The organism is Salinigranum marinum, assembly GCF_024228675.1.
Lineage (GTDB): Archaea > Halobacteriota > Halobacteria > Halobacteriales > Haloferacaceae > Salinigranum > Salinigranum marinum.
This window is the reverse complement of the sequence record NZ_CP100461.1, coordinates 244141-267779: the sequence shown is the minus strand read 5'-3', so window position 1 is coordinate 267779 and position 23639 is coordinate 244141. Positions and strand designations below refer to the sequence as shown.

The 23639-nt window shown below is 63.2% G+C and carries 18 protein-coding genes and 2 pseudogenes; 13 read left to right on the top strand and 7 right to left on the bottom strand.

Annotation, left to right across the window (positions count from 1 at the left end; translation table 11 throughout):
- The first annotated feature begins 170 nt into the window (after positions 1-170).
- The 5 genes from NKJ07_RS01145 (at position 171) to NKJ07_RS01125 (ending at position 5535) form a co-directional block, all read left to right on the top strand.
- Positions 171-659 (top strand): (2Fe-2S)-binding protein, encoded by a 489-nt coding sequence (locus NKJ07_RS01145; RefSeq protein WP_318568782.1) that lies wholly within the window; start codon positions 171-173, stop codon positions 657-659.
- Positions 652-3051: a xanthine dehydrogenase family protein molybdopterin-binding subunit gene (locus NKJ07_RS01140; protein WP_318568781.1), complete on the top strand. Its 2400-nt coding sequence runs from the start codon at positions 652-654 to the stop codon at positions 3049-3051. Before NKJ07_RS01145 ends, NKJ07_RS01140 begins: the two co-directional genes overlap by 8 nt.
- On the top strand, positions 3051-3926 hold the full coding sequence (locus NKJ07_RS01135; RefSeq protein ID WP_318568780.1) for an FAD binding domain-containing protein: 876 nt from the start codon (positions 3051-3053) through the stop codon (positions 3924-3926). Before NKJ07_RS01140 ends, NKJ07_RS01135 begins: the two co-directional genes overlap by 1 nt.
- Positions 3927-4198: 272 nt before the next feature.
- Positions 4199-5113 carry a transposase gene (locus tag NKJ07_RS01130; RefSeq protein ID WP_425504706.1) on the top strand — a complete coding sequence of 305 codons (915 nt, stop codon included), beginning with the start codon at positions 4199-4201 and terminating at the stop codon, positions 5111-5113.
- A gap of 65 nt (positions 5114-5178) precedes the next feature.
- Positions 5179-5535: a hypothetical protein gene (locus tag NKJ07_RS01125; protein WP_318568779.1), complete on the top strand. Its 357-nt coding sequence runs from the start codon at positions 5179-5181 to the stop codon at positions 5533-5535.
- 356 nt (positions 5536-5891) lie between these two features.
- Here the strand turns inward: NKJ07_RS01125 and NKJ07_RS24550 are convergent, their stop codons facing one another.
- Positions 5892-6026: a glycine zipper domain-containing protein gene (locus tag NKJ07_RS24550; RefSeq protein WP_484593991.1), complete on the bottom strand. Its 135-nt coding sequence runs from the start codon at positions 6024-6026 to the stop codon at positions 5892-5894.
- A gap of 127 nt (positions 6027-6153) precedes the next feature.
- Between NKJ07_RS24550 and NKJ07_RS01120 the strand changes: the two genes are divergently transcribed.
- Positions 6154-7293, top strand: a complete 1140-nt coding sequence (locus NKJ07_RS01120) for an RNA-guided endonuclease InsQ/TnpB family protein (protein ID WP_318568778.1) — start codon at positions 6154-6156, stop codon at positions 7291-7293.
- Positions 7294-7469: 176 nt separating this feature from the next.
- On the opposite strand, the gene NKJ07_RS01115 is transcribed toward NKJ07_RS01120, so the two are convergent.
- Positions 7470-8753 carry an amidohydrolase family protein gene (locus NKJ07_RS01115; protein WP_318568777.1) on the bottom strand — a complete coding sequence of 428 codons (1284 nt, stop codon included), beginning with the start codon at positions 8751-8753 and terminating at the stop codon, positions 7470-7472.
- Positions 8754-9414: 661 nt separating this feature from the next.
- Here NKJ07_RS01115 and NKJ07_RS01110 point away from each other — a divergent pair.
- Positions 9415-9705: a hypothetical protein gene (locus NKJ07_RS01110; protein WP_318568776.1), complete on the top strand. Its 291-nt coding sequence runs from the start codon at positions 9415-9417 to the stop codon at positions 9703-9705.
- A 514-nt stretch (positions 9706-10219) separates the two neighbouring features.
- Here the strand turns inward: NKJ07_RS01110 and NKJ07_RS01105 are convergent.
- Entirely contained in the window at positions 10220-11272 is a 1053-nt protein-coding gene (locus tag NKJ07_RS01105) for a calcium/sodium antiporter (RefSeq protein WP_318568775.1), read from the bottom strand.
- A 205-nt stretch (positions 11273-11477) separates the two neighbouring features.
- Positions 11478-12118, bottom strand: a pseudogene (locus tag NKJ07_RS01100) (IS6 family transposase).
- A 258-nt stretch (positions 12119-12376) separates the two neighbouring features.
- Here NKJ07_RS01100 and NKJ07_RS01095 point away from each other — a divergent pair.
- Genes NKJ07_RS01095 through NKJ07_RS01085 form a run of 3 tightly spaced genes read left to right on the top strand, consistent with a single transcriptional unit; the run spans position 12377 to position 13403 of the window.
- Positions 12377-12730, top strand: coding sequence for a DeoR family transcriptional regulator (locus NKJ07_RS01095; protein ID WP_318568774.1), 354 nt, complete (start codon positions 12377-12379; stop codon positions 12728-12730).
- Entirely contained in the window at positions 12727-13182 is a 456-nt protein-coding gene (locus NKJ07_RS01090; RefSeq protein WP_318568773.1) for a type II toxin-antitoxin system VapC family toxin, read from the top strand. The genes NKJ07_RS01095 and NKJ07_RS01090 overlap by 4 nt, the downstream gene beginning before the upstream one ends.
- Positions 13179-13403 (top strand): hypothetical protein, encoded by a 225-nt coding sequence (locus NKJ07_RS01085; protein ID WP_318568772.1) that lies wholly within the window; start codon positions 13179-13181, stop codon positions 13401-13403. Before NKJ07_RS01090 ends, NKJ07_RS01085 begins: the two co-directional genes overlap by 4 nt.
- A 78-nt stretch (positions 13404-13481) precedes the next feature.
- Here the strand turns inward: NKJ07_RS01085 and NKJ07_RS24350 are convergent.
- Both NKJ07_RS24350 and NKJ07_RS01080 read right to left on the bottom strand, forming a co-directional pair.
- Positions 13482-13553 (bottom strand): annotated as a pseudogene (locus tag NKJ07_RS24350) (IS6 family transposase); the annotation flags it as partial.
- A 40-nt stretch (positions 13554-13593) separates the two neighbouring features.
- Positions 13594-16068: a PGF-pre-PGF domain-containing protein gene (locus NKJ07_RS01080; protein ID WP_318568771.1), complete on the bottom strand. Its 2475-nt coding sequence runs from the start codon at positions 16066-16068 to the stop codon at positions 13594-13596.
- A 428-nt stretch (positions 16069-16496) separates the two neighbouring features.
- Between NKJ07_RS01080 and NKJ07_RS01075 the strand changes: the two genes are divergently transcribed.
- Positions 16497-17651 carry a hypothetical protein gene (locus NKJ07_RS01075; protein ID WP_318568770.1) on the top strand — a complete coding sequence of 385 codons (1155 nt, stop codon included), beginning with the start codon at positions 16497-16499 and terminating at the stop codon, positions 17649-17651.
- A 398-nt stretch (positions 17652-18049) separates the two neighbouring features.
- Here the strand turns inward: NKJ07_RS01075 and NKJ07_RS01070 are convergent, their stop codons facing one another.
- A complete protein-coding gene (locus NKJ07_RS01070; RefSeq protein ID WP_318568769.1) occupies positions 18050-18601 on the bottom strand; it encodes a metal-dependent hydrolase in 552 nt (183 codons plus the stop codon).
- 218 nt (positions 18602-18819) lie between these two features.
- On the opposite strand from NKJ07_RS01070, the gene NKJ07_RS01065 reads away from it, so the two are divergent.
- Positions 18820-21852: an FtsX-like permease family protein gene (locus tag NKJ07_RS01065; protein WP_318568768.1), complete on the top strand. Its 3033-nt coding sequence runs from the start codon at positions 18820-18822 to the stop codon at positions 21850-21852.
- Positions 21845-23599: a hypothetical protein gene (locus NKJ07_RS01060; RefSeq protein WP_318568767.1), complete on the top strand. Its 1755-nt coding sequence runs from the start codon at positions 21845-21847 to the stop codon at positions 23597-23599. Before NKJ07_RS01065 ends, NKJ07_RS01060 begins: the two co-directional genes overlap by 8 nt.
- Positions 23600-23639 lie beyond the last annotated feature (40 nt).

The following is a 23639-nucleotide window of genomic DNA, read 5'->3' as shown; positions in this document are numbered from 1 at the left end:
GATCAGGTTCTCCACGTACGGTGATAGACTTCAGACGTGGTGAACTAATATTCTCGAAACATATTCTCTTTATAAGTGCTCAAAACAGACTCGAACCGAACACTTACTGTAAAATTGTACACCGGCGTCGGAATCTATATCTGTATGCTTGAAGTTGTGTAGCACGAATTATGCGACGCGAAGACGTTTCTCTGACGGTTAATGGGAACGAGCACGAGATCAGCATCGAGCCGAGTCGATTGCTGGTGCATACGTTACGCGGGGAACTGGGCTACACGGGCACGAACATCGGCTGTGAAAGCGGTGTTTGCGGTGCCTGCACCGTCTTGATGGATGGGAAACCGGTGAAATCCTGCACACTCCTCACTATGCAGGCGGACGGAGCCGAGATCGAGACCGTCGAGGGACTGAAAACCAATGGAGAACTGCATCCAATTCAGGAGGGATTCAGTCAGGAACACGGTCTCCAGTGTGGCTACTGCACGCCGGGGATGATGATGACCGCAGTCGATCTCTTGAAACAAAACCCGGATCCGACTCGCGAGGAGATCCGTGACGGGCTCGAGGGTAATCTCTGTCGATGCACCGGCTATCAAAACATCGTCAACGCGGTCGAATCGGCAGCGGAAAAGATGCACTCGGGAGGCAGCCATGAGTGAGACGGCCCCCGCAGGCAAGTACTTCGGAAAAACGGTCGAGCGAAAAGAAGACCCCGAGCTAATCACGGGCGATGCGGGCTACGTCGACGACCTAGAAGAGCCGGGGATGTGCCATATCGCGATCCTTCGCAGTCAACACGGCCACGCCAAGATCAACGACATCGACACCAGTCGTGCGGAGGAAGTCGAGGGGGTCATCGATGTCCTGACCGCCGAGGATTTCGAGGCTGCAGCGCTGCCGACTCCGGGACATATACCAGTCATCTGGCACTTCACCGACTTCGAGATCCCAGAGGCGTTCTGGAAGCGCGTCATCGTGGGGGACCGAGCGCGGTATCAGGGCGAATCGATCGCGGTCGTCATCGCGGAAGACCGGTACACGGCATACAACGCACGTGACCAGATCCACGTTGACTACGAGCCGCTCGACGCCGTTGTGAGCCCCTTCGACGCCATGGAAGCGGACGCTCCGACGCTCCACGACGAAGCGCCTGATAACGTGGTCTTCGATTGGGAGGAAGGTGATGCAGAGGCGACCGATGAGCAGTTCGAGGCGGCCGACCACACATTCAGCGTCGAGCTCCCGAGCCAACGCATCCTCCCGACATCGATCGAAACCCGTGGTGCGCTCGCGACCTACTCGGGGTCAAGCGGGAAACTCGAACTGCAGATGACGAGCCAGAACCCGCACTTGCATCGGAGCCTCCTCTCACGGGTGCTGGATTATCCGGAGCACAAAATCCAGGTCGTCGCACCCGATGTCGGCGGGGGGTTCGGGAGCAAGATCTACCACTACGCCGACGAGGCGATCACCGCTTGGCTCGCGATGTACCTCGAACGGCCGGTGAAGTGGATTGCGCCACGGTCCGAAGCCAGTCAAACCGACGCTCACGGTCGGGGGTTAGCACAGGAGGGGGAACTCGCTATCGACGACGACGGGACCGTCCGGGCGGTCCGGGTGACCGGCCACGTCGACCTCGGTGCCTACGTCTCCTGTCTGCTCCCCGCACTCCCAACGGACGAGTACTGGGGCGTGTTGTCCGGGCCGTACGATCTCAATGCGGCTCACTGTCGGATTCGGGGCGTCCTCACGAACGCCGCACCCGTAGACGCGTACCGCGGGGCGAACCTCACCGACGCCACACACCTGCTCGAACGGCTCATGAAGACGGCCGCGACGGAACTGGGGATCGACCCGGTCGAAATCCGCCGACGGAACTTCATCTCGGCGGACGAGTTCCCGTTCGAGACGGTCACCGGGATGCTGTACGACAGTGGCGACTACGAGCCAGCACTGGACAGAGCGCTCGAGATGGTCGACTACGAGGCGTTACGCGGCCGGCAAGCGAAACTCCGAGAGGAAGGGCGCTATCTGGGGATCGGCGTCGCCTCGTTCATTGAAATGTCTGGGCTCGGCCCCTCGGCGATCTGCGGGATGCTCGGAGCGCAAAGTGGCTACTGGGAGAACAGCACGATTCGTGTCCATCCCTCGGGCACCGTGACGGCGTTCTGTGGGACATCCGGCCACGGACAGGGACACGAGACCACCTTCGCCCAGATCGTCGCGGACAAACTCGGGGTCCCGTACGACGACGTCGAAGTGGTCGAAGGCGATACCGATCAGATTGCACACGGGCAAGGAACCTACGCCTCCCGGAGTGGGCCGGTCGGTGGAGGCGCCGTCGCCCGGGGAGCAGACAAAGTCGTCGAGAAAGGTCGGAAGATCGCGGCACACCAACTGGAGGTCCAGCTCGAAGATATCGATTTCGAGGACGGTGCGTTCGCCGTGACTGGGGCACCGGATCGCTCGATGACTATCCAAGAGATTGCCGCGGAGGCGTATCTCGGGCACGACCTGCCCGACGAGATGGAACCGGGGCTTGAGGAGACCTCTTTTTATGATCCCGAGAACCTCACGTTCCCCTTCGGAACACACATCGCTGTCGTCGAGATCGATCCTGCGACGGGCGAACTCGAGTTCGTGCGATACGTGGGAGTCGATGACTGCGGTGAACAGATCAACCCCCAGATCGTCGAGGGGCAGGTGCAAGGCGGGGTCGCACAGGGCATCGGACAGGCGCGATCGGAGGCGGCCGTCTACGATGACCGCGGGAATATCCGAACAGCGACGCTTCTCGACTATGGGCTCCCGAAGACGAACACCGTTCCGGAACTCGAACTGGACAGTACGGTCACCCCCTCACCGCACAATCCGATCGGGGTGAAGGGGGTTGGAGAGGCTGGCACGCTCGCGGCACCGCCGGCGGTCGTGAACGCGGTTGTCGACGCTCTCGAACCGTTCGGCATCGATCACGTGAATATGCCGGTCACTGACGAGGTCATCTGGACGGCCATCCAGGAGTCCGAGACTGGACCCGGAGGTGAATCGTAATGTACCCGCCGACGTTCAGCTACGAGCGCGCCGAAAGCGTCGAGCACGCCGTCGAACTCTTGGACAAGCACGAGGACAGAGAGATCGAGGTGCTCGCGGGGGGACACAGCCTCGTTCCCCTGATGAAATCGGGACTCACGGATGTCGAGACGGTCGTCGACATCGGACGCCTCGACGAAGTCCGCGGTGTCGAGGTGGGTGACGACACGACTCGGATCGGCTCGCTCACGTCGTATGCGGAGCTCACGGACGACGAAGCGCTCTGGGATCGGGCGACCGTCATCGCGGAGGCGGCCAGTGAGATCGGTGATGTGCAGGTCCGAAGCATGGGGACGATCGGCGGTAACCTCGCACACGCAGATCCAGCCGCAGACCTCCCTGCTGCAGTCCTAGCTGCAGACGCTCGACTCCACATCCACGGATCGAGCGGCGAACGCCAGGTGGACGTGGACGACTTCTTCGAGGGGATATTCACGACTGCGCTGGAGAGCACTGAACTCCTCACGTGGATCGAGGTGCCAGACTACGGCCCGACCGATGCTGGGGCTTACGTGAAGAAACGCAGTCCGTCCTCGGGGTACGCCATGGTCGGTGTCGCGGCAGTGCTTTGGACCGATGGAGAGACGATCGAGTCTGCCCGCGTCGCCGTAAACGGGGTACTGGATCACGCGGTGAGACTCGACCCCGTTGAAGAAGCACTCGAAGGGGCACCTCTCGAGACGAGCGCGCTTGCGGACGCTGCAGAACATGCGGGCACTGATCTCGACGAGCGGCGGATCATGTCCGATGAGCAGGCCTCAAGCGAGTATCGCAAGGGTCTCCTCCCCGCGTATACCGAGCGGGCACTCTCAGCAGCACACGAACGGATCGCGTAGCTGAACAGCCTCCCGCCCGTCGACCCGTCCGGTCGTCTCGCTCACATCCGACCGATCGTTCGGGCCAACGACCACACTCTTCGTCGCTCGGGCGGTCAACGTCCGTCGGTGACCGTCGAGTTCAGCGTATTCGAGGCGGAGCCTCCGGCCTCAAGGAGCGAGCGAAGCGAGCGGGTAGGCCGGAGAGGAAGCCGACAACACCGCAATAGACCACGAACTGTTACCGCCCCTTCTGCCCAAGAGTGATAAACTACTACCCATACGTCTGACGTATGGAGGTGCGGCGCACTGTCCCGGTCAAACTCGACGTGGGCAGTGACGACGCCTCACTTCTCCGAGAGACAGTCGATGAGTTTCTGTGGGCCGCCAATTACGTTGTTGACCACGCTTGGCAGGGTGAGTACAAGACCACGAGCAAGGCCCAGTTGCAGAGGGTGTCATTTGTCTGGCTGTGCTGTGGGTTCGATCGACCGCCGTCGAGAGATGCGGTCGATCGCTTCCTCACTGACCTAGAACAGGTCGTTGATGATGTCTTCGATCACCTCGTCGAGCAGGCCGCCCGCCGCGGCCTGCTCGACTTAACCTACTGCATCGATTCAACCGACGTGAGAGCGATGCCTGCCGATCCAGACGCGTCGAAATGCTACGATCCAACCGACGACGAATACTACTACGGCTACGGCTGCACGATCGTCTCGACCGGACAAAAGATCCCGATTGCAGCCGAGTTCACCGAGAGCAAACAAGCGCCAGAAGAGACGGCGATGCGCGTCACGCGTGACGCGCTCGCCGTCGAGAAACCGATATGGATGGTCGGTGACAGCGCTTACGACACGCTCGACTGGCACGACCACCTGCTGGCCGCAGGGGTCGTGCCAGTCGCTCCGTACAACGCGCGAAACACCGACGACCCAAAAGACATCGAGTACAGAGTTGAAGACCGTATCGAGGAACATGGAGAAGACGTTCAGCTGAAGCAATCAACGTTAGATAGGACGTACAACCGCCGTACAGGAGTTGAACGAACCAACGAATCAGTGAAGGATTGCGGCCTCGGGCGTGGGTGCGCCCGAGGCCGCGTCCACGCACGGGCACAGGTGTTCCTTGCGCTGTGTCTTCGCCTTGTCGTCGCAATCACCAACTACGAACGCGGAGACAATCCGGGAAGTACCGTGATCACGGTGTGAGAACTCTTCTATAACACCCTCAAACAAGGCAACGCATTTACATACTGGACGCCTTCAACTATCGAATGGACTCTCGCTTCTTGACGTTCGTCAATAGGTACGTTCTCACAATCTTCGTCGTGCAGATCCTGGGGTGGGTCGTGATCGCGGCGATGATCGATCCCTCCCCTAGACCAGCCGTCGCATGGGTTCGGACGCTTCCCGAGTTCGTTCGGCTTCTGTTACTCCCGCTGGGCATCCTCTCGATTCCTGCAATCGGTATCTCCATCGGTGTCGAGTGGGCGCTCTCACTTGGGGGGGTTTCGCCGGAATCGATCCCTGCGATTCTAAACGCTCGCGGCGACGTACTGGTGTTCGCAAGCGCATATGCTCTCGCAGTTATCGGTGCCTGGGGGATCACTCGGATCGCAGGTTCCAAGTAACGGGCCCACCCTCTCACAGGAGACTGCGGGGGCTTCTAGGCGGAGACTGATCGACGAGCGTAGTCACCAGTGTTCCTGCGAGTGGTGGACCGTGGACGCTGAGAGTGAGCAACCCCAGTCTGGACAGACCGTCCTCGACGATCCCGAACGTGATTGGGAACCGGGACCTCCAGGATATCGCCAGCGTGAGGGCGAAAACCGCCCAGACAGGACAGCCCCGCACGTACCGGCCCGAGGAGTTCGAGCCGCGATTAGAGTGTCATAGAAAGTTCACAAGGCGGTTGTTTTCAGGAGTGTGGGGAATGAATCGGCTGTTCACTACTCGTTGCGAATCCATCAATTAGAGATCATCCCCCCTATTCCCGATTACTCAAACCAGCCCCAATTGCGGCACCAAGTGCAACGCCGAGTGCAATCCACAGTCCGAGATTATCAGTAGCAGCACCAATAGCGACGCCGATTGCGATCCCAATCGCCAATCCTGCCCCCATTCCTTTCCCGCTTACTCCTGATTCACTATCCTCACTCATCCATCATCGCCTGGCTGTTGCAGGTGATAAGTCCACCGTCTGTACCGAGCGAATCGAGGTGGTGAAGCTCAAGCATGTGGACCGTTGTATGACACCCTCCCAGTTGCAGGAAGAAACCTACGACGACGTGCGTGAACAGACGCGGTTGCACGCCAACCTCGTCCAGAACGCTCGCAACAAGGCCGCCGACGCCATCCAGGGCGTCGTCGCCCGCTGGAAACAGGGCGAATACGCTGGCAAGCCACAGTTCTCGAACCCGACCGCGGTGTACGACAAACGGTGTGCGACCTTCCACGACGAGTACGTCTCATTAGCAACTGTTGACGGACGCATTGAAGTCCAGTACGTCCTACCCGACGAGGACCGCAACACACCTCACAGCCGGTATCTCGACAACGACGACTACGAGGTGACGGGGGCAGAACTTCACCACAAGGACGGTGAGTGGTTCCTTCATCTCCGGACAAAAGCGGAGGTGGAGACTGACACGGTGGAACAGGCACCGACCGGGCACAGCACAGTCCTCGGCGTTGACCTCGGCGTGAACCAACTCGCTGTCACTTCGACGGGAAGGTTCTGGAGTGGTCACGAGTTCGACCACTGGCGACGGGAGTACGAGAAGCGGCGGGCCTTACTCCAGCAATGCGGAAGCCGTCACGCTCACGAGAACATCCAGTCGGTAGGGCGAAAAGAGTCGGGGCGGTTCAAGATGATGCTTCACCGGATTGCGAACGGCATCATCGAAGAAGTCGCCGAGAACGGCTGCACGGTCATCGCCTTCGAGGAGTTGACCGGCATCCGCGACCGACTCTCCGGTGCGTCGTGGGGGCACAAGTGGGCGTTCGAGCGGTTGTACGAATACGTCGAATACAAGGCCGAACTCCACGGTATCGACGTGGAGCAGGTGGACCCGAAGAATACGTCACGCCGTTGCTCACACTGTGGGTTCACGCACCCGGACAACCGCGACAGCGAGGACTTCGAGTGTTTGAAATGCGGTTACGAGAATCACGCCGACTACAACGCCGCGAAGAACATTGGACTGCGGTATCTCCGCCGTAACCAGACTGGGGACGGCGGAAGCGCACCCGTAGGCGTGCGCTTGAATCGCGGGATGTTGAACGCGAACGGAGGATATGAACCTCCTGCCGGGGATTCCGGCCAGAGCAGGAGTCCACGCGAAAGCCCCACCCTCAACGAAGCGAGGTCGTCAGACCGAGCGAAGTAGGGTAGGGTAGTTTACATCCATCCTGCTCCCGACCGCGAACTCGAGTCCATCCGGATGTCAGTAACCCACGACTGAACTCGTGGGCTTCCGCCTTGCACTTGTGTGAGGCGAGGTGAGATGGGATGCGGTGGATGAGAGGAGGCTCGGTGAGTGAGGCCAGGTAGGGTGAGACAGTATTAACGCTGGAAATCAACCACGCGCGAGCCCTCGCTCCGGAGTACGGTCGTCTCGCGCGGCTCCGTCTTCGCGATGGGCCTGCCGTCTTTGAGTACGAGCGTCCGCGGTGGGCGCAGTCGGAGTGTATTGAACGGATCTGGGCTGTCATAGACGACGATCGATCCCTCGTTCCCCTCTTCGAGCCCATGGTCCGTCGCTCCGAAGAGTTCCGCGTTCGCGTCGACGAGCATCTCCCACAGCGGGTCGATATCGTCACGACCGTTCATGTGGGCGAAGTGCAACAGAACGAAAGCGGCAGTCAGTGGATCACCGTCTCCGTAGTGGTACCACGGGTCCATGATGTCGTCCTGCCCGATACCGACGGGGACGCCCGCATCACGGAGTTCGCGCACGCGGGTGTGTCCCCGCCGCCGCGGATAGTCGTCATACCGCCCCTGAAGCACTTCGTTGATCGGCGGGTTCGTGACGACCTGCATCCCACTCTCGGCGAGCATTCCGATCAGTTTGGCCGCATACGCGTTCGAATACGAGTGCATCGCGGTTGCGTGACTCGCGGTCGTCCGGCGACCGAGACCTCGTTTGAGCGCCTCGCTCGCGAGGATCCCCGTGAACCGTGACTGTGGATCGTCCGTCTCGTCGATGTGGAGGTCGAGCGGCAGCCCGGTCTGCTCGGCGATGTCGACGACTGTCTCGATCTCCTTCACCCCATCTTCGCGAGTGTACTCGTTGTGCGGGATGCCGCCAACCAGATCGAGCCCCATATCGATCGCGTCCTGGAATAGCTCCACGTCGCCATCAGTCGTGAACAGCCCACTGACGGGAAACGCGACCAGCTGGAGATCGACGATGTCTTGCACTTCCTCCCTCACCTCGATCAGTGCCTCGACACCGGTGAGTTCCTCGTATGTGGTGTCGACGTGTGTCCGAACCCGGGTGACGCCGTTCGCCGCAAGCCACTCGATCGCTCGGATGGCGTTTTGCTTGATCTCCGCTTTGGTGATGTCGTGGCGGAGTTCCTCCCAGAGGCTCCAGCCTTCCGCGAGCGTCCCTGACTGGTTCCACCGCGGCCGTCCCGCACTCAGGACTGCATCGAGATGCGTATGCGGTTCGGTCAACGAGGCGGTCGCGAAGCGACCGTCAGCGTCGTACCGCCGGTCCTTGTCGAACGCCGTGACGTGGCCATCGCCGTGGGGGACGATCCTGTCGATGGTGCCGTCCCGGATTTCGATGTCGACCGAATCCTGACCTCGAATAGTGACGTTTTGGACGACGAACTCGGACATGCAACCCCTATTTTGTCGAGTGTTGTAAGCATATCTCACCTAAGGGGTAGCGCGGAGGCCCCTTTCTCAAGGAGCGAGCAACGCGAGTGAGTAGGGAAGAGAGGAAGCGCGTTCGTTTCGAGCGCAAACGTTTATGACGACGAACCGTCACCCGTGACATAGTTCCACACGGGCAGAAGTACCCCTGCGAAGGGGGCCACAGCAATCGTGGGAGGGTCCAAGCATGGTGGTTTCTCGGGTGGAACGGGCCACGGTCAACTGGCCCCAACGTCGGGAACGATGACCGCGAACGTGACGCTACGCGCCTCTGGGTACCCACACGGGTCAGAGCGTGAGAACACCGACAATTACATTGCCGCTGCTGGTCCGACCTGCCAGCAAACAAGTCCAGACGGGCGTGCAACCCACCCCCGCTGGAAGCCACGCAAGCCCCACCTTAACCGCCTACGGCGGTCAGGACGGGGGAGTTGACGTCGCTCATCTCGACCCGTCGTCACCAGTCGAGCGCTGCGCCGAAAGCTCGAGCGATGACAGACCCTCCGACCGTTCGATAGCCGTGTTACCGTTCACCGAGATGAGCGATCGAGATGACCGTCGACCGACTGTCGGTGCGGACTGCCGGGCCCTCTCCGTTTAGTACCGGGAGATACTATCTCAAGTCATGTCTATCGACAGTACTATCGAGCGCATTACCGAGGCCGAGGGCGAGGCAGGACTCCGTGACGACGACCGTGACCAGCAACACAAGGTGTACGAGAAGACCTTCCGGGCGCTGGAAGACGTTGCGCCGGACGACGACGACGAGGGGGTCACCGTCGTGGCCGACTGGATCGTCGAGGAGATTCGAACGACCGGAAAGCGCCCCACCTCCAAGTCGGTCCGTCGCCGAGCGCGGGCGTACTGCGAGCACAACGGCTACGAGGTCAGCAACAACGATTGGCTCGGGGTCTGAAGATAGCACTCGCTCGGGACGCTTCGGACGGCTGCTGGACTAGCCGGGGGAACCGGGAGTTCGATTCAACCGGGCGGCGACCGGGCCGTATCGAGGGGACGGTGGGGGTCGCTGTACGATCACGAACAGGAACACGCCGCCGACGAGTGGTGTGACCGGTTCGTCAAGGACGGGGACAGCCGTGCCGACAGCGAACAGCGGCAGCAACGTCCGGAGTGGTTCCGCCCTGCTCGCTCCGAGCCGGATGATACCGGTAGCAGCAGGCCCAGTCGAGCACCGACCCGGGGACGCCAGCGAGGGCGAGAGCCCCCAGCGCTACCGGCGTCAGTCCATCCGTGGTACCGGGGGCTAGGGCGGCGAGGGAACCGACAATGAGTAGGTCGACCGCGAGGACGCCGCTGATGGATCGACCCGTGGTACCGAGACGGACGGCGAGCGACTGCACCGGAGGTCACCGGCTGCGAGGGCGGCCAGGAGGACCCCGGCGGACGCGCTCATCGTACGGAAGCGTCGATCACCCGACCAGCCCGAGTAACCCGAGTATCCAGCGCACCGACTCGGAGAGGGCGAACAACCCACCCTCCAGTCGAGAGAGTTTCCGGCCAGTCCACAGTGCCGCCACCATTAGCACCGAGATGCCCAGCAGCCAGGCGGTAGTCTCGAGCGCGGCGGGGCCGACCGATAGTGGCCTGAGCGCCGCCGCGAAGCCGAGAATGCCGAGGATGTTGAACACGTTGCTCCCGACGACGTTCCCGACCGAGACGCCGATTCGTCCGGTTCGCATCGCTACCAGAGAGACCGCGAACTCCGGCGTGGAGGTGCCAGCGGCGACGATGGTCCCTCCGATGACCCACTCCGAGATGCCCGCACCACGGGCCAGACTGGTGGCCGCCCCGACCAGGAGGTCACCACTGACCAACACGATCAGCAGGCCGACGGTCACGAGGAGCACGTCGCGGCCACGGAACGCGACTCGTTCGGTCAGCGCCGTCGGGATGGCCTGCGTCCCGTCGGCTCCGGCCTCGCTCTCCTCCCCGGCGGCGGAGACTCCCGTTCTGTCCGTTCGCGCGGTGGGCGTTCCGGAGGGGGGCTCCCCGTCGGAGGGCTCACCACCGGTCCGGAGGAGATACGCAGTGTAAAAGGCGAACAGACCGACGAGGACCACACCTTCGAGGCGACTGACCGTCCCGTCCAACAGGACGGCTCCACCGAGGAGTGCGCTCGCGACGAGCGCGACCCCGTCGCGGTGAACCAGCGACCGCTCGATCGGGATGACCCGGACCAGCGAGACGACACCGAGAATAAACGCGAGGTTGTATATGTTCGAGCCGACGATATTGCCGACCGCGATGTCACCGAATCCACCGAGGGCCGCGTCGGTGGAGACGATCAGTTCGGGTGTGGAGGTGCCCGCAGCGACAATAGTCAAGCCGATCGTGAGTTCGGACAGGCCGACGCGGCGGGCTAGTCGGACCACCGAATCGACCAGCAGGCGAGCGCCGACCCACAGCCCGAGGACTGTCGCGACGATGACTCCGATTTGGACTACCGGACTCCCCTGTATCATGTGTCGTGTCGGCGGTCGTTGTCTCGCGCGGAATCGTTCGATACCACCGGCAGAGCGACACCCTCACAGCCCATTCGTGAGTAAGCTTACTTTCTCTATCTACATTTCTCCATCGCTCATCTCGACCCATCGTCACCTGCCGAGCGCTGCGCCGAAAGCTCGAGCGATGACAGACCCTCCGACCGCTCGATAGCCGAGTTACTGTTCATCGAGATGAGCGACCGAGATGACCGTCGACCGACTGTCGGTGCGGACTGCCGGGCCCTCTCCGATCACCGTCCGAGAACGGATTCGAAAACGAAGATCTTCGTCGTTTTACCTCACGGGACATACGTTCGACGCTGTTCCGATTTCCATGGTGGTTCACTCGAAATCGGAGGCCGAGTCGGTCGAGTGCGGCTTTCAAATGAGTCGCAGCATCGATCAAGAATGTGACGTCGGTGAGCTGCTGTTTCTCGCGGAGTTCACGAAGAAACAGCACGGTAAGTTCCGTTGTGCGCGTCTGAAACAGCCGTACGTGAAGGAACTGGTTTGTCTCGGGGCCGACCGCAGCGTACAGCCAGTGGCGCTGGCCGTTGACGCTGATCACCGGTTCGCCAACTGCAATCTGATTCGGACTCACATCGCTGTCGGGCTGTAGATCTGCCTTCCGCACCCAGTCGTGAATCGCGGTTTGACTCCGCTCGACACCCAACTTCTCAAGATATTGTTTGGTATTCGAGAGCAATAATCCCGCAATATAGAGCTGAATTCCTACTTGAATCACGAACTCGGGTACCCGCTGTCGCTCCACAAATTCCAAGTCAATCCACTCGTATTTCGACTGAGGCGGTTGATCTCGGGCATAGAACATTCGAACATCAACCGCCTCGTTCCTAAGTTAACACAGCCCGTCCGAGGAGACCTCGATTTCTTGGGTCGCGAGCTCACTGGTTATCGCGTCGATGGCAGCGTGTCTTGCACGTTCGACAAGTCTCTCGATTTCTCAATTTAACCGAACACGGGTGCTCACGCACATAATGTACGGCACGTGGTATACCGGTTAAGGTATCCCACAAGGTGTACACCAATAGGTCTTTGAATATCGATTCCAAACATTCAATTATGTCTCGTGAACGCGGCGACACTGGACGATATACGGAGACCGTCACGCTCGACGACGTTCTCGGTGTCTTTGAGGCTGTAGAGGGTCCGGTAGTCACGTCTGGTGACGTTGCTGAGACTTTCGATTGTTCCCGGGAAACGGCACGCCGGAAGCTTCGCACCTTGGAGGAACAGGGTCACGTTGCCAGTCGAAAAACAGCAGGAAGGGTTGTGTGGTGGATCGTGCACGAACAGGACCCCGCACGAGGAGTCGACCCGGATGATCCATTTTGGGAGTTTGAACCCGGCGCATCTGGCGAATCTGACGTATCTGAGAGAGTCGATGAGGTTCTGTACGGCGAAGAATCTGCATGAACAAGCCAGGTGCAACACCGATATTCGTTGATACGGGAGCATTCTACGCTCGTGCCGATGAAGATGACAAGCATCATCAGACCGCTACCCGGGTTTTTGATAACATCCGCTCAGGTGATGTCGCCTACCGCCCGATATTCACCTCACAATCCGTTCTCTCAGAACTTGCAACTCTCACTTTATACAAACTCGGACACAGAGACGCTGTTCGGGCTCTGAACGCCATTCGAAACTCGGAGAGCATCAACGTCGTTCCCATTGGTAGAGCTACCTTCGAGACTGCGGCTGAACGATTCGAAGACTACGATGACCAGGAGATCTCCTTTGTGGATCATACGACCAGTATTCTCGCCGACGAGCGGCATATTGAGCATATCTTCGCTTTCGACGGTGATTTTCGAACGCTTGGATTCACGCTTGTTCCGGAAGATGTCGGTCTCTCCGATGTATGACTGGTGGTACGCCAGACGGTGGTGACATCTTCCTCGCCGTGAACGGTGGGACTCTCTCCTTGGATCAGGTAGAAAGAGAGAACATTCTCGAGGAACCCTCCGATGAGCTTCCAGAGCATGAAAGACGGAGTTTCGTGCTCGAAACGCCGACCCAAGAAACCAGGTTCAGCAGTTTCGAGGTGGAGCCTCCGGCCTACTCGCTCCCTCCGGTCGCTCCTTGAGGCCAGAGAGAACCCGACACAGTGCGACACAACCGGCATACTTCGACCGACCGGGTCGTGTTAACTTTGACATCGATTTCACCAGACGGCGAAGGCTTGCAACCACGATTCAGCGTTTGAGAACGAAGAGGTTTGTCGTTTTACGAATCTCGGGTAGAAAAGCCGCGCCGAATCGGATAGAACGCGACGTCTACTCGAGCCGACGCCGGCCCAGCGCGAGCAGCGTCATCACGAACGCCACGATCGTCACGGTGATTCCGAGACCGGGGAACTCCGTCGACGTGGTCTCCGTCGAGCTCTCGTCACTCCCGCTGGCCTGCGGGACGTCCGTCTCCGTCTCCATCTCGGGTTCGGCCGTCGCCGTCTCCTCTTCGGCTGCGGGCGCTTCGGTCGCCGTCTCGGTGGCCGTGTCGTCGGGCGTCGCCGTCTCGGTCGGCGTCGCCGTCGTCTGCTGTTGAGCCGGTGCGCGCGAGATCACGTAGGTGCCGAAGTCCGACACGTCGGCACGGAGCGTCGCGGTCTCGTCGTCGCTCGCGACGACTTCGGTCTCGAGGGTGTCCCACGAGCCCGACGAGGTGTCGTACGCCTGGATCTGCAGCCCGTCAGCGGAGACGCCGAGCGAGTCGAGCGCGGACTGCTTCAGCTCGAACGTGACGCTGCCCGAATCGTAGCGGACGTCCGTCGGCGGTTCGAGGTCGACCACCGTCAGGATCTGGTCGTTCTCGCCCTCGTAGTCGGTGTAGCCCGCGGGGCGGTCGAACTCGCGGATGACGAGATCGCCGCTGGACTCACCGTCGAACTCCATCGAGAGGCTCTCGAGGACGTCGCTCCCCTCACCGACCGTGAAGTCGCCCGAGGAGACGCCGTCGAGCGACGTCCGGAGCAGCGCTTCGATGTCGCTGTCACTGCTGTCGCCGTCGGCCGTCACCGACTCGCTCGGCGACGATCCATCGGAGCCGTCCACCGACTCACCGAGCGCGAAGGGTGAGAAACTGGTCGTGACCGCTCTGTACGTCACGGTCGTCTCGGTCTCCGAAAGGAGGGTCGTCTCGAGCTGGACCCACTGGCCGTCCCTGTAGTTCCACAGCGAGAAGTCGTTGGGATCGAGACCGTCGAGGCTGGACTTCTGGAACGTCGCGGTGATGATCGTCTCACCTTCGCCGTTCGGCGCGGTGATGTCGAGGTAGACCGGGTCCTCGACGCCTTCCTGCGCGTTCAGCGAGTCCTCCGGTGCGCTCTCGCGCTCGGAGACCGTGACCATCCCGCTGACTTCACTGCCGAACTCCAGACCGAGTTCGGTCACACTGCCGCCGGACGGCATCTGGAACTTGGTCCCACGCTCACCTTCGAGCATCTTGCTGAGACCTGGGTTTTCTTCCTCGGCCTCGGTGATGGTCACCGTTCCCGACGTGGTCTCGATCCCGGAGTCTCCGCCCGAGGCGATGTGGACGTAAGTGTACTCACCGGGCTCCCACTCGGAGAGCGTTCCGACCCGGACCCCTTCGCCGTTGGTGTTCGGGGCCACCGTAACTGACGCGTCGAGCGTCATGGAGTCGTCCGTCGTCTCGTCGAGGGGATCCTCGGCGTTCGCTTGGTCGGCGACGAACTCGACGAGTTGTGCGCCGCTGAACACCCCCGAGACGCGGGAATCACCGAGCGCCCCGACGCCGGGAGTGTCGAGCGAGCTCTGGACCGACGCGACACCTCTGACGGATTCGATCTCGCGCCTGACCGTCACCTGGTCCGCGCTCAGATCACCGTTGAGGTTTCCGTCGATCTCCGTGATGACGTCGCGTCCCTCGAACTCCTCTTCGTCGTAGACGACGATCGCGTGCGTCGTGGCGTCTCCCTCGTCGCCGTCGACGTCGAAGGTGACGTCCGAGCCCGCGGCGTACGATTGCTGCTCGGGCGTGGCGCTGGAGGACTCCTCGTGGACCATCGCCGTGTCGAGGCCGAGCACGCGCGCGTCACCGGAGACGCTGAGGTCGCCGTTGCTCTCCTCGAAGCCACTGTCAGTGACGCCCCAGGTTCCGGCCTCCTGGTCGTAGTCCTGCACGAGGAAGAACACGTAGAAGCCGGGGCCTTGGTCCTCGTCACCGAGGTCGTACGAGCCGGTCAGCTCGCCGTTGCCGTCGAGGGTTCCGTAGTTCTCGACCAGATCGAACTCCGCGCCCTCGGCGGTCAGCAGCGAGAGCAGCTGGTTCGCCGTGGCCGGCGAGTTCGAGTCCAGCGCGTCCGTCTGACCGCTGCTGCCGTCGATGTGCGCCGCGATCAGCTGGGCGTCCTGATTGGCGAACTGGCCGGTCGACGCGAAGGTCTTGCTCTCGAACTCCAGATCGAGCGTCGCCTGATCGTCGTACACGGCGATGTCGCCCGTATCGAGCCGCGCCCGGTCGATGTTCAGCTGCTCGATACTCACCTGTTGGTCGACGTTTCCGACGACGGTGTCACCGTTGTCGGAGTCGATACGGAGTGGGAGCGCCGCGCGGTCCCACACCTCGATGTTGCTCGAAACGTCCTGGAAGCCAGCCGAGACCGCTTCGCGCGGCTCGACCGGGTTGTCAGTGTCAGTGTACGCTCCTACGGCCGCGGCCGGTATCGCCCCGGTCACGACCAGGACAGAGACGAACACGGCGATTAGTCGAAGGGGTGACCTGTCTCGCATACGGTACTGTCCTAACCAAAGTCACATATTTGTTGTGTTATTTCTCGACGCTGGGATTGATTTTACGCGCTTCGCTGGTACAATCTCTTACACGGACGCCCGTTCGACGCGAATACGGCCGTGAGCCGACGATTTGGGACCCCTATCGTCCTGAGACGCGAACCGTCCGTGAGTCGGGTAACGGAGTAGACATTAAAACCACCGTTGTGACATAATGATCGTCTAGTTACTTTCGACGTCGCCTCGGGTGAACGTGGAGTTCGTCGATAATCGTCCGTACGCGCGTAGGACCTCGGACAGGCCTCATACCGAATTTTAACCGCGTCGCTCAGCGGCCAGATATCTCGCGATCGGTCGGACCGGAACAGCCCAGCTCTGATGCGGTTCTCGAAACCTTCTTGACACTCCTCAGGAGTGTGTGTGGTACCATGTCCAGACGAGTGAATCTCGTCCTTGCGTTGACACTCGTCGTTGTCGCCGCTGGGTTGTTCCCCGCCTCGGTCGGCGCAGCGACGTACGAACTATCATCTCCGAGCGCGGTCGATACACCCGATCGGACGGTCTCGTTCGGCGGTGACTCCTTCGATATTGACGAGTCCGCCCGTGTTTCGCAGGGTGATCGCCTCGTCCTCGATGTGACCGCCCCGACCAATGCGTCGTACACCGTCGAACTCCGCGACAGTAATCGTGGATACGAGGACGACGCTGACGGGACCGGGAGCGATTCCGTGACGTTCTCGACGGGATCGCTCTCTCCGGGTACTTACTTCGCAGCGGTGTACGCCGACGGGAGTATTCAGACGCTCATGCCGGTCGTCGTCAAGGGATACGCCGTCTCCGAGCAGATCCCCGACACGGCCGAGGCGGGCACGTCGTTCGCGGTGAGCACGACGCTGACCGAAGAGGCGAGCGCGCCGTCACCGAACGACGTCGAGGTCGTCGTCGCCGAGGACGGCTCCGAGAACATCGTGGCCCAGGAGTCACTGTCGGAGAACGGATCGATGGAGTACACTGGGACCGTCTCGGTCTCCGAGACGGGTGAGTACAACGTCTACATCTTCGTCCGCGGGAACGACGAAGTGGACGGTGAGAACGTCCTCATCGGCCTGTCGGATCCACAGGAACTCGAGGTGACGATGGCCGAAGAGGAGCCGAGCAGCCCCGAACCGGGAACTGAGACGCCTGATGGAACGGACACCCCGGACGGGACGGACACGCCCGACGAGACGGAGACGCCGGAAGACGATGAGGACGCCGCAGGCGGCGGTGGGGGCGGTGGCGGTGGTGCTGGTGGTGGCGGTGCTGACGACGCGTCGACGGAGACGTCGACCGCGACGGAGACCGCGACCGAGACGGAGACCGCACCGTCGACCGATTCCCCAGGCGAGAACGGAGATTCGATGGGCGACTCGACGTCGACCGCCGAGACGATGTCGACCGACGACGAGGGCGACACCTCGACGCCGGCCGATTCGACGGACGCGAGCACGGAGACGACCGATACGCAACTTCCGGTCGGTGCGCTCCCGCTGCTCTTCGCCCTGCTCGTGGTGGGTGGACTCGCCGCCCGCGCACGGCGATAGTCCGGTCGAGCGGTTCCGCTCTTTTCGTCCCCGCGCTACCAGCGTAGACACTTGTTCGCGTTTCACAGTCGCATCAAGAAACCAGATGCTATCGAATTTAATATCAATTATCGGATTTTAATATCACTACCGTAGATATCCGGGTCTGACGGCGCTGGTGCGCTGCTCGGCCTGGTCGTCGCGAGGGTCCTTCACTAGCGCGGAGCAATGCGGGATGTCAGTCGACCGTTCTCAGAGCCGACATCGTCAGTGTCTGCCGTCTCGGTCCTCACTCACGTCGCTCGTGAACCAGCTCCCCTCGTGTGCGGTCGCAGTTCCCGTCGTCCCGCGTATCGTGTCGTGTTGTGCAACCCTCCCATCTCAGAGGAACCGCTATCGACGCGGCGACTCGGAGCCGTTCACGACCTGATGTCGTGATCGTCGACGCTCCCCGTGATCAGTGGAAGGAGGACGTCGCGGACGCCCGGATATCCGTCTCGGGCCCAGACGAAGAGTCCGAGGAGGGTGAGACCGACGCCGAAGACGAACCACCCGGAGAACTCGAGCGTGGTGAAGAAATCGATGAACGCCATGCCCTCGTCCGAAAGCGGAGCGGACGTGAGCGGCCAGAACAGGAAGCCGAACTGTGCGAACTCTCCTTCGGCGGCAGGTGCGATCCCGTCACCGAGCAGGTGCGACGCGTAGCCGATGGCGAACGCGAGCAGTTCACGCCGTCTGGACTCGCTCACGACCACGTACAGCAGGCCGCAAATCACGACCAGCGCGAACACGGAGTGGCCGAGGCTTCGACCCGATGGCAGGACACCGAACGTCCACGCGAGTGGCTTGTCGACGAGGTCCGGAAACTGGGTGCCGAAGGCGAGTGCGAGGACGGGAACGCCGGCGGGGCGGACCCCACTTTTTCCAGTAAAGAGGAGATAGCCAAACGCCGCGTGGGCCCAGGGGAGCATTCGAGACTCGATTCGCGACCAGCGCCGAAGTCCCCTTCGGTTCCCACGACACTCCAATTGCGCGGATTCGACCCGCTGAGACGCTGAACGCGACGATCGACACCACGCGTCGCAGGGGCTCGTACGATCGTCGGCACACCGTCACGAACACGCCGCCCTGACCGTCCCGTCCGATCTGGTACACTTTTATTCCTGTCACCGCGACTGTTTTCCATCGAATGGGATATCGTCAGGCGCTCGTCCTCCGCTGGTCACGGCGTGACCGACTGGCAGTCCTCGTCGTCGCCGTCACCATCGCGTTCCTGACGGGAGTCACACTGCTCGGACTCGCGATGGGCAGCCAGACGACCGCGATCGCGACCGGTCTGGGGAGCCAGGCAACGGTCGAACATTACTCGTCGGCCGACGGGGCACGGACCGCGGCAGGGGCGGACGCGTTCGTCCTCCCGACGACGACCGTCACGGTCGGCGGGAGCGAGCGAACCGTCGTCGGCGTCCCGTCGGCACTCCCGACGCTGAGCGTCCGCGAGCGCACCTTCGAGTTCCCACAGGGGCAGTCGGGGACGCTCGCCGCGGCGAACCAGCCCGGATCGGTCGAGCGGACGGTCGAGGCACCATCCGGGGCGGAGCGCGTCACCCTCACACCGCGTCCCGAGGGGCAGGTGGTCCCCGACCGGTGGTACGTCACGAGCGTCGACACCGTCGATCGCCTCGGCTCGACGGGCGCGTTCGTCGTCACGCCCACGCTCGACGCCCAGACCACGCCGCCGGGCGACGCCGTCCCCCTCCTCTCGGCGCTCGCGTTTTTCGTCCTCGGGACGCGACAACTCGTCGATCTCCTCCTCGTCATGAGCCTCGCGGGCTGTGTGCTCGTCGCGGTCACGGCCTTCAGCGTCACGCGGGTCGCTGTCGAAGACCGCCGTGAGACGATCTCCGTCGTTCGGTCGACCGGCGCGACGCCCCTCCGTGTCTACGCGCTGTTCGGCGTCCGCGCGGCGCTCCTTTCGGCCGTCGGCGTCGCGCTCGGCTACGCGGTCGGGCTCGTGCTCGTCCGGAGCGTCGTCAACGCGGCCGTCTTCGCCGGCGCGCCCACCTCGCTGACTGTCGCGGTCTCGTCGGGGGCGGCCCGGTTGCTGGTCCCCATCAGCGTCGTGCTCGTGTTCGTCGGCGGACTCGCCGGCGTCCTCGCTGCCCGCCCGGCCGTCCGACCACCGCCGGCGACCGTCGTGCGCCCGGACCGACCGACGCCCGACGACCGGTCGGGCGTCCTCAGTCGCGTGATTCCCACGGCTGTTCGCCGGCGGGTCCGGCCGACGATCCTCGGGTGGGACGCGCTCGTCCCGTCGACTGCGACGCTTGCGGTGTTCGTGTTGTTCGTCCTGCTGATCGCCGCGGCCGGGAGCGTCATCACGCCGCTGACGGCGGCCGACGAACAGACCATCACGGAGGCCGACGCCCCGCACCCGATCGCCAGTAGCGTGCCCGCCTCGTACGCCGAAACGCTCCAACAGCAGGGCGTCACCGCGAGTCCCGAACTCCTGCTGTTCGAGACGGTCGGGAACGAACCCTTCGTCGTCCGCGGTGTCGACTACCCCGCGTACGCCTCGCTCTCCGATCCGACGATCGTTCGCGGGAGAACACCCCGGGCCCCCGACGAAGCCGTGATCGGTGCGGACCTGCGCCAGACGCTCGGCGTCGAGGTCGGTGACAGGCTCACCCTCGGGGGGAGTACGGTGCCGGCGTTCACCCGAGTGCAGGTCGTCGGCGTGTTCACTGGCCGGGGGATCCAAGACGACCAGCTTCTCGTCTCGCTGGAGACGGCCAGCAGCCTCACCGGACGAGGCGACGGCGTCGTCAACTTCGTCAGAACGGAGGCGCTCTCGGAGACCGACAGCGCGGGCCCGACGATCTCCGTGCTCGACACGCAGATCCAGTCGAACGACACCCAGACGCGGGTGCAACTCAGGCTGCAGAACTACGGGCTCTCGCCCGTCGAGGGACCTGTCGCTGTTCGACTCGGCGACGACACACGGCGCGTCGATCTCGACATCGACTCGGGTCGACAACAGCGCGTCGCGGCCACGTTCCCCCCGCGCCCGGACGGTGCGTACGAACTACAGGTGGGGGGTGTCACCCAGACGGTCGAGGTCGGCCAGGCGTCGGACGACGGGCTGGCGATCGAGGTCCCCGAGCGGATCCCGATCGACGGGCAGCCGGCCGTGGTCGTGACGCGGAACGGTCAGCCGGTTTCGGGTGCGACCGTCAGCCTCGCCGGTGCGAACCAGACCTGGCAGACGAACGACGACGGCGTCGCCCGTGTTTCGTTCCCCGACACCGGGAACTACACGCTGGACGCGACGACCGGGGACTCACGGGCCCGGACGACCGTCGATGTCGACCCGCAGTTCGACCGTGAGTTGGTCGCGTCCGTCTCCATCTCGCCCGAACAGCCCTCGATCGCGACCCGACCGGCGGCCGTCGTCACGCTGAAGAACCCCTGGCGGCAACCGGTCACGCGTACCGTGACCCTCCTCCACGCCGACCGTGTCGCCGAACGCGATCTGACGGTCCCCCCAGGTGGGACCGACCGATTCCGCGTCCGCTTGCCGTACCGTCCCGCGGGCAGCTACACCGTTTCCGTGCTTCAGAACGGGCGGAACACGACTTCGACGACGTACGAAGTCCAGGGTGACGAACGGCTGGCCGCGGCGCTCGCGAGCAGCGGTCGGCAGTCGAGCGGAGGCGGCATCGCACAGGCGGTCAGCATCGTCTTCGGCAACATCCGCGTGCTCGTCGCCTCGATGGTCCTCCTGGTGAGCGTGATGACGATCGGGGCGACGACCGCGTCGTTCGCCAGGAGTATCCACGCCGCACGCGACGAGATCGGCGTGCGCCGCGCGGTCGGTGCCTCGCCGGGCGGGATCTACCGGCTCGTCCTCGGCGACGCCCTCCGCGTCGGCGGCGTGAGCACGGTGCTCGCGGTGGGACTCGCCACGGCCATCGTCTGGGGTTTGCTTACGCTCGGCGAACTGCGGCTGTTCGGCGTCGCCCTCCGTCCCACGTTCTCGCCCGCACTGCTAGTCGCGGCGGCGACCTGTGCGCTCTTGCTCGCGCTCGTCAGCGTGGCCGTCGCCACGGTCTCGCTCGTCTCCGTCTCGCCCGCGACGCTCCTGAAGCCGGTGCAGCGCCGCCCTCCCAGTCAGACCGTCGGCGGACGGTCCTCGCGTTCGGAGGCGACGGCCGATGACTGAGTACGACCGCGACCGAACCAACCCGACGCGGTCCGACACCCGGTCGTCGATGAGCAATGCCTTCGGCTCGTCGCACGGCGCCAGTCTCCGCGGCCGGCGCACGCTCGCGATCGTCGCCCTCCTCGCGCTCGCGGCCCTGGCTCGCATCGTCCCGCTGTACTGGAGCCCCCACCCCGCGACCCTCGACGGTTTCCAGTACGCGTGGTTCGCTCGGGAGGCGCTCGCGACCGGCTCGTACCCCATCAGCGAGTTCCGCGTCGACAGCTTCGTCTACACCGGCCTCATCGCCGTGGTGTCGGGCGTCCTCGGGGTGGTTCCGATTCGGCTCACCCAGCCGCTTTCGTCGCTCGTCGGCGTCGGCGGCGTATTCGTCGGGATCGCCCTCGCGCGCCACGTCGCCGGGTCGTTCGGCTGGTCGCGCCGTCGCGTGACGGTCGCGACGATCGCGACGGGGCTACTCTTGGCCGTCGACGGGATCTACCTGCGCCGGACGATGGTGGCCGACGAGGAGGTGATGGCGTACGTCCTCCTCCCGCTCGCGGTCCTCGCGATCCACTCGTGGCTCTCCGGGCGACGGGGAAGCCGCGCGTGGGGCGTGCTCTCTCTCCTCTTCCTCTTCGTCTTCCCGCCGTTTCACGTCCTGTCGACGCTCGTCCTCGGCCTGACGCTCCTCGCGCTCGTCGTGGCCCACATCGTCCGTTCACCCACGCGACGAACCGTCCTCGGCGGGGGCGTCGTGACGGTCGGCTTCTGGCTCTCCTTCGGGAGTTACTACGCGCTCGCGGAGTCCACGTCCGTGACCGTCCCGTACGTCGACCGCGTGACCGCGTTCCCCGGGTTGTTCCTCGCGTGGGGTATCATCCTCGCCGTCGGTGCCGCGTGGGTGTTGACGACGACGCGGCGCGCACGCGTCGCGGCGTTCGTCCTCCCGATCCTCGCGCTCTACGCGGTGACCGTGGTGAACGTGTTCGTCTCTGTTTACCCCGGGACGCCCCGGACGCCACTGATCGTGCTTCTCCCCGTGGTGGCGCTGTTCGTTCCGGTTCTCGTCGGCGGGCTCGGCATGAGCCAGCTCTCGCCGGGTCGCCCCTCGGGTGCGATGGTCCTCGCGCTCCTCGCCGGACCGCTCGCCATCGTCGGCTTCTCGTTGACGGCGTCGCTGACACCCGAGTACGTCAACACGGCGATCCGCGCCCAGACGTTCGGTCACCTCCCGGTCGCGATCCTGGCCGGGCTGGTGCTCTCGGGGCTGGTCTCTCGCCGCGTCGGCTCCGCCATCGACGCCCCCAGTCGCGGACGAACCGGTCGGTATCTGCTCGTGGCGCTCGTGCTCGTCGCGGCCGTCGCGAGCCTCCCCTTCGCGTATCTCGTCCTCGACACCGGTGCGTACCCCAGCACCACGTTCGACTCGGAGTTCCGCGGCGTGCAGTTCGCCTCGGAGGCGACGTCGGAGCCGTGGACGACCGACCACTCGCTCTCGCGGGTCGGGATCCTCTACTTCCGAAGCGACGTCTCGGTCGAGGCGGCCGCGAGCTTCCTCTCCGGTGGGACGAGTCCGACCTGTCCCGTCGTCTCACAGACCTCTTGGACGACGACCGGGGCGCACCTGTTCCCCTTCGCGCCCGAGACGATCTCGGAGGCGCGGTACGACGGCTGGCTCGACCGCCGGAGCGTCGTCTACGCCAACACCGGACGCGATCCCGTCACCGTCTCCGTGCCCGCGACGGCGGCCAGCGGTGGCTGCTGACCTGCCTGTTTGGTGATCGGGCGCACCGACCACAACCGAT

Bases quoted from the DNA above. Each gene is read 5' to 3' on its own strand.
- NKJ07_RS01095 (WP_318568774.1), top strand. From the start codon at position 12,377: ATGTCTCGTGAACGCGGCGACACTGGACGATATACGGAGACCGTCACG.
- NKJ07_RS01125 (WP_318568779.1), top strand. From the start codon at position 5,179: ATGGACTCTCGCTTCTTGACGTTCGTCAATAGGTACGTTCTCACAATC.
- NKJ07_RS01075 (WP_318568770.1), top strand. From the start codon at position 16,497: ATGTCCAGACGAGTGAATCTCGTCCTTGCGTTGACACTCGTCGTTGTC.
- NKJ07_RS01065 (WP_318568768.1), top strand. From the start codon at position 18,820: ATGGGATATCGTCAGGCGCTCGTCCTCCGCTGGTCACGGCGTGACCGA.
- NKJ07_RS01060 (WP_318568767.1), top strand. From the start codon at position 21,845: ATGACTGAGTACGACCGCGACCGAACCAACCCGACGCGGTCCGACACC.
- NKJ07_RS01145 (WP_318568782.1), top strand. From the start codon at position 171: ATGCGACGCGAAGACGTTTCTCTGACGGTTAATGGGAACGAGCACGAG.
- NKJ07_RS01105 (WP_318568775.1), bottom strand. From the start codon at position 11,272: ATGATACAGGGGAGTCCGGTAGTCCAAATCGGAGTCATCGTCGCGACA.
- NKJ07_RS01080 (WP_318568771.1), bottom strand. From the start codon at position 16,068: ATGCGAGACAGGTCACCCCTTCGACTAATCGCCGTGTTCGTCTCTGTC.
- NKJ07_RS01090 (WP_318568773.1), top strand. From the start codon at position 12,727: ATGAACAAGCCAGGTGCAACACCGATATTCGTTGATACGGGAGCATTC.
- NKJ07_RS01085 (WP_318568772.1), top strand. From the start codon at position 13,179: ATGACTGGTGGTACGCCAGACGGTGGTGACATCTTCCTCGCCGTGAAC.
- NKJ07_RS01110 (WP_318568776.1), top strand. From the start codon at position 9,415: ATGTCTATCGACAGTACTATCGAGCGCATTACCGAGGCCGAGGGCGAG.
- NKJ07_RS01120 (WP_318568778.1), top strand. From the start codon at position 6,154: ATGACACCCTCCCAGTTGCAGGAAGAAACCTACGACGACGTGCGTGAA.
- NKJ07_RS01130 (WP_425504706.1), top strand. From the start codon at position 4,199: ATGGAGGTGCGGCGCACTGTCCCGGTCAAACTCGACGTGGGCAGTGAC.
- NKJ07_RS24550 (WP_484593991.1), bottom strand. From the start codon at position 6,026: ATGGGGGCAGGATTGGCGATTGGGATCGCAATCGGCGTCGCTATTGGT.
- NKJ07_RS01070 (WP_318568769.1), bottom strand. From the start codon at position 18,601: ATGCTCCCCTGGGCCCACGCGGCGTTTGGCTATCTCCTCTTTACTGGA.
- NKJ07_RS01135 (WP_318568780.1), top strand. From the start codon at position 3,051: ATGTACCCGCCGACGTTCAGCTACGAGCGCGCCGAAAGCGTCGAGCAC.
- NKJ07_RS01115 (WP_318568777.1), bottom strand. From the start codon at position 8,753: ATGTCCGAGTTCGTCGTCCAAAACGTCACTATTCGAGGTCAGGATTCG.
- NKJ07_RS01140 (WP_318568781.1), top strand. From the start codon at position 652: ATGAGTGAGACGGCCCCCGCAGGCAAGTACTTCGGAAAAACGGTCGAG.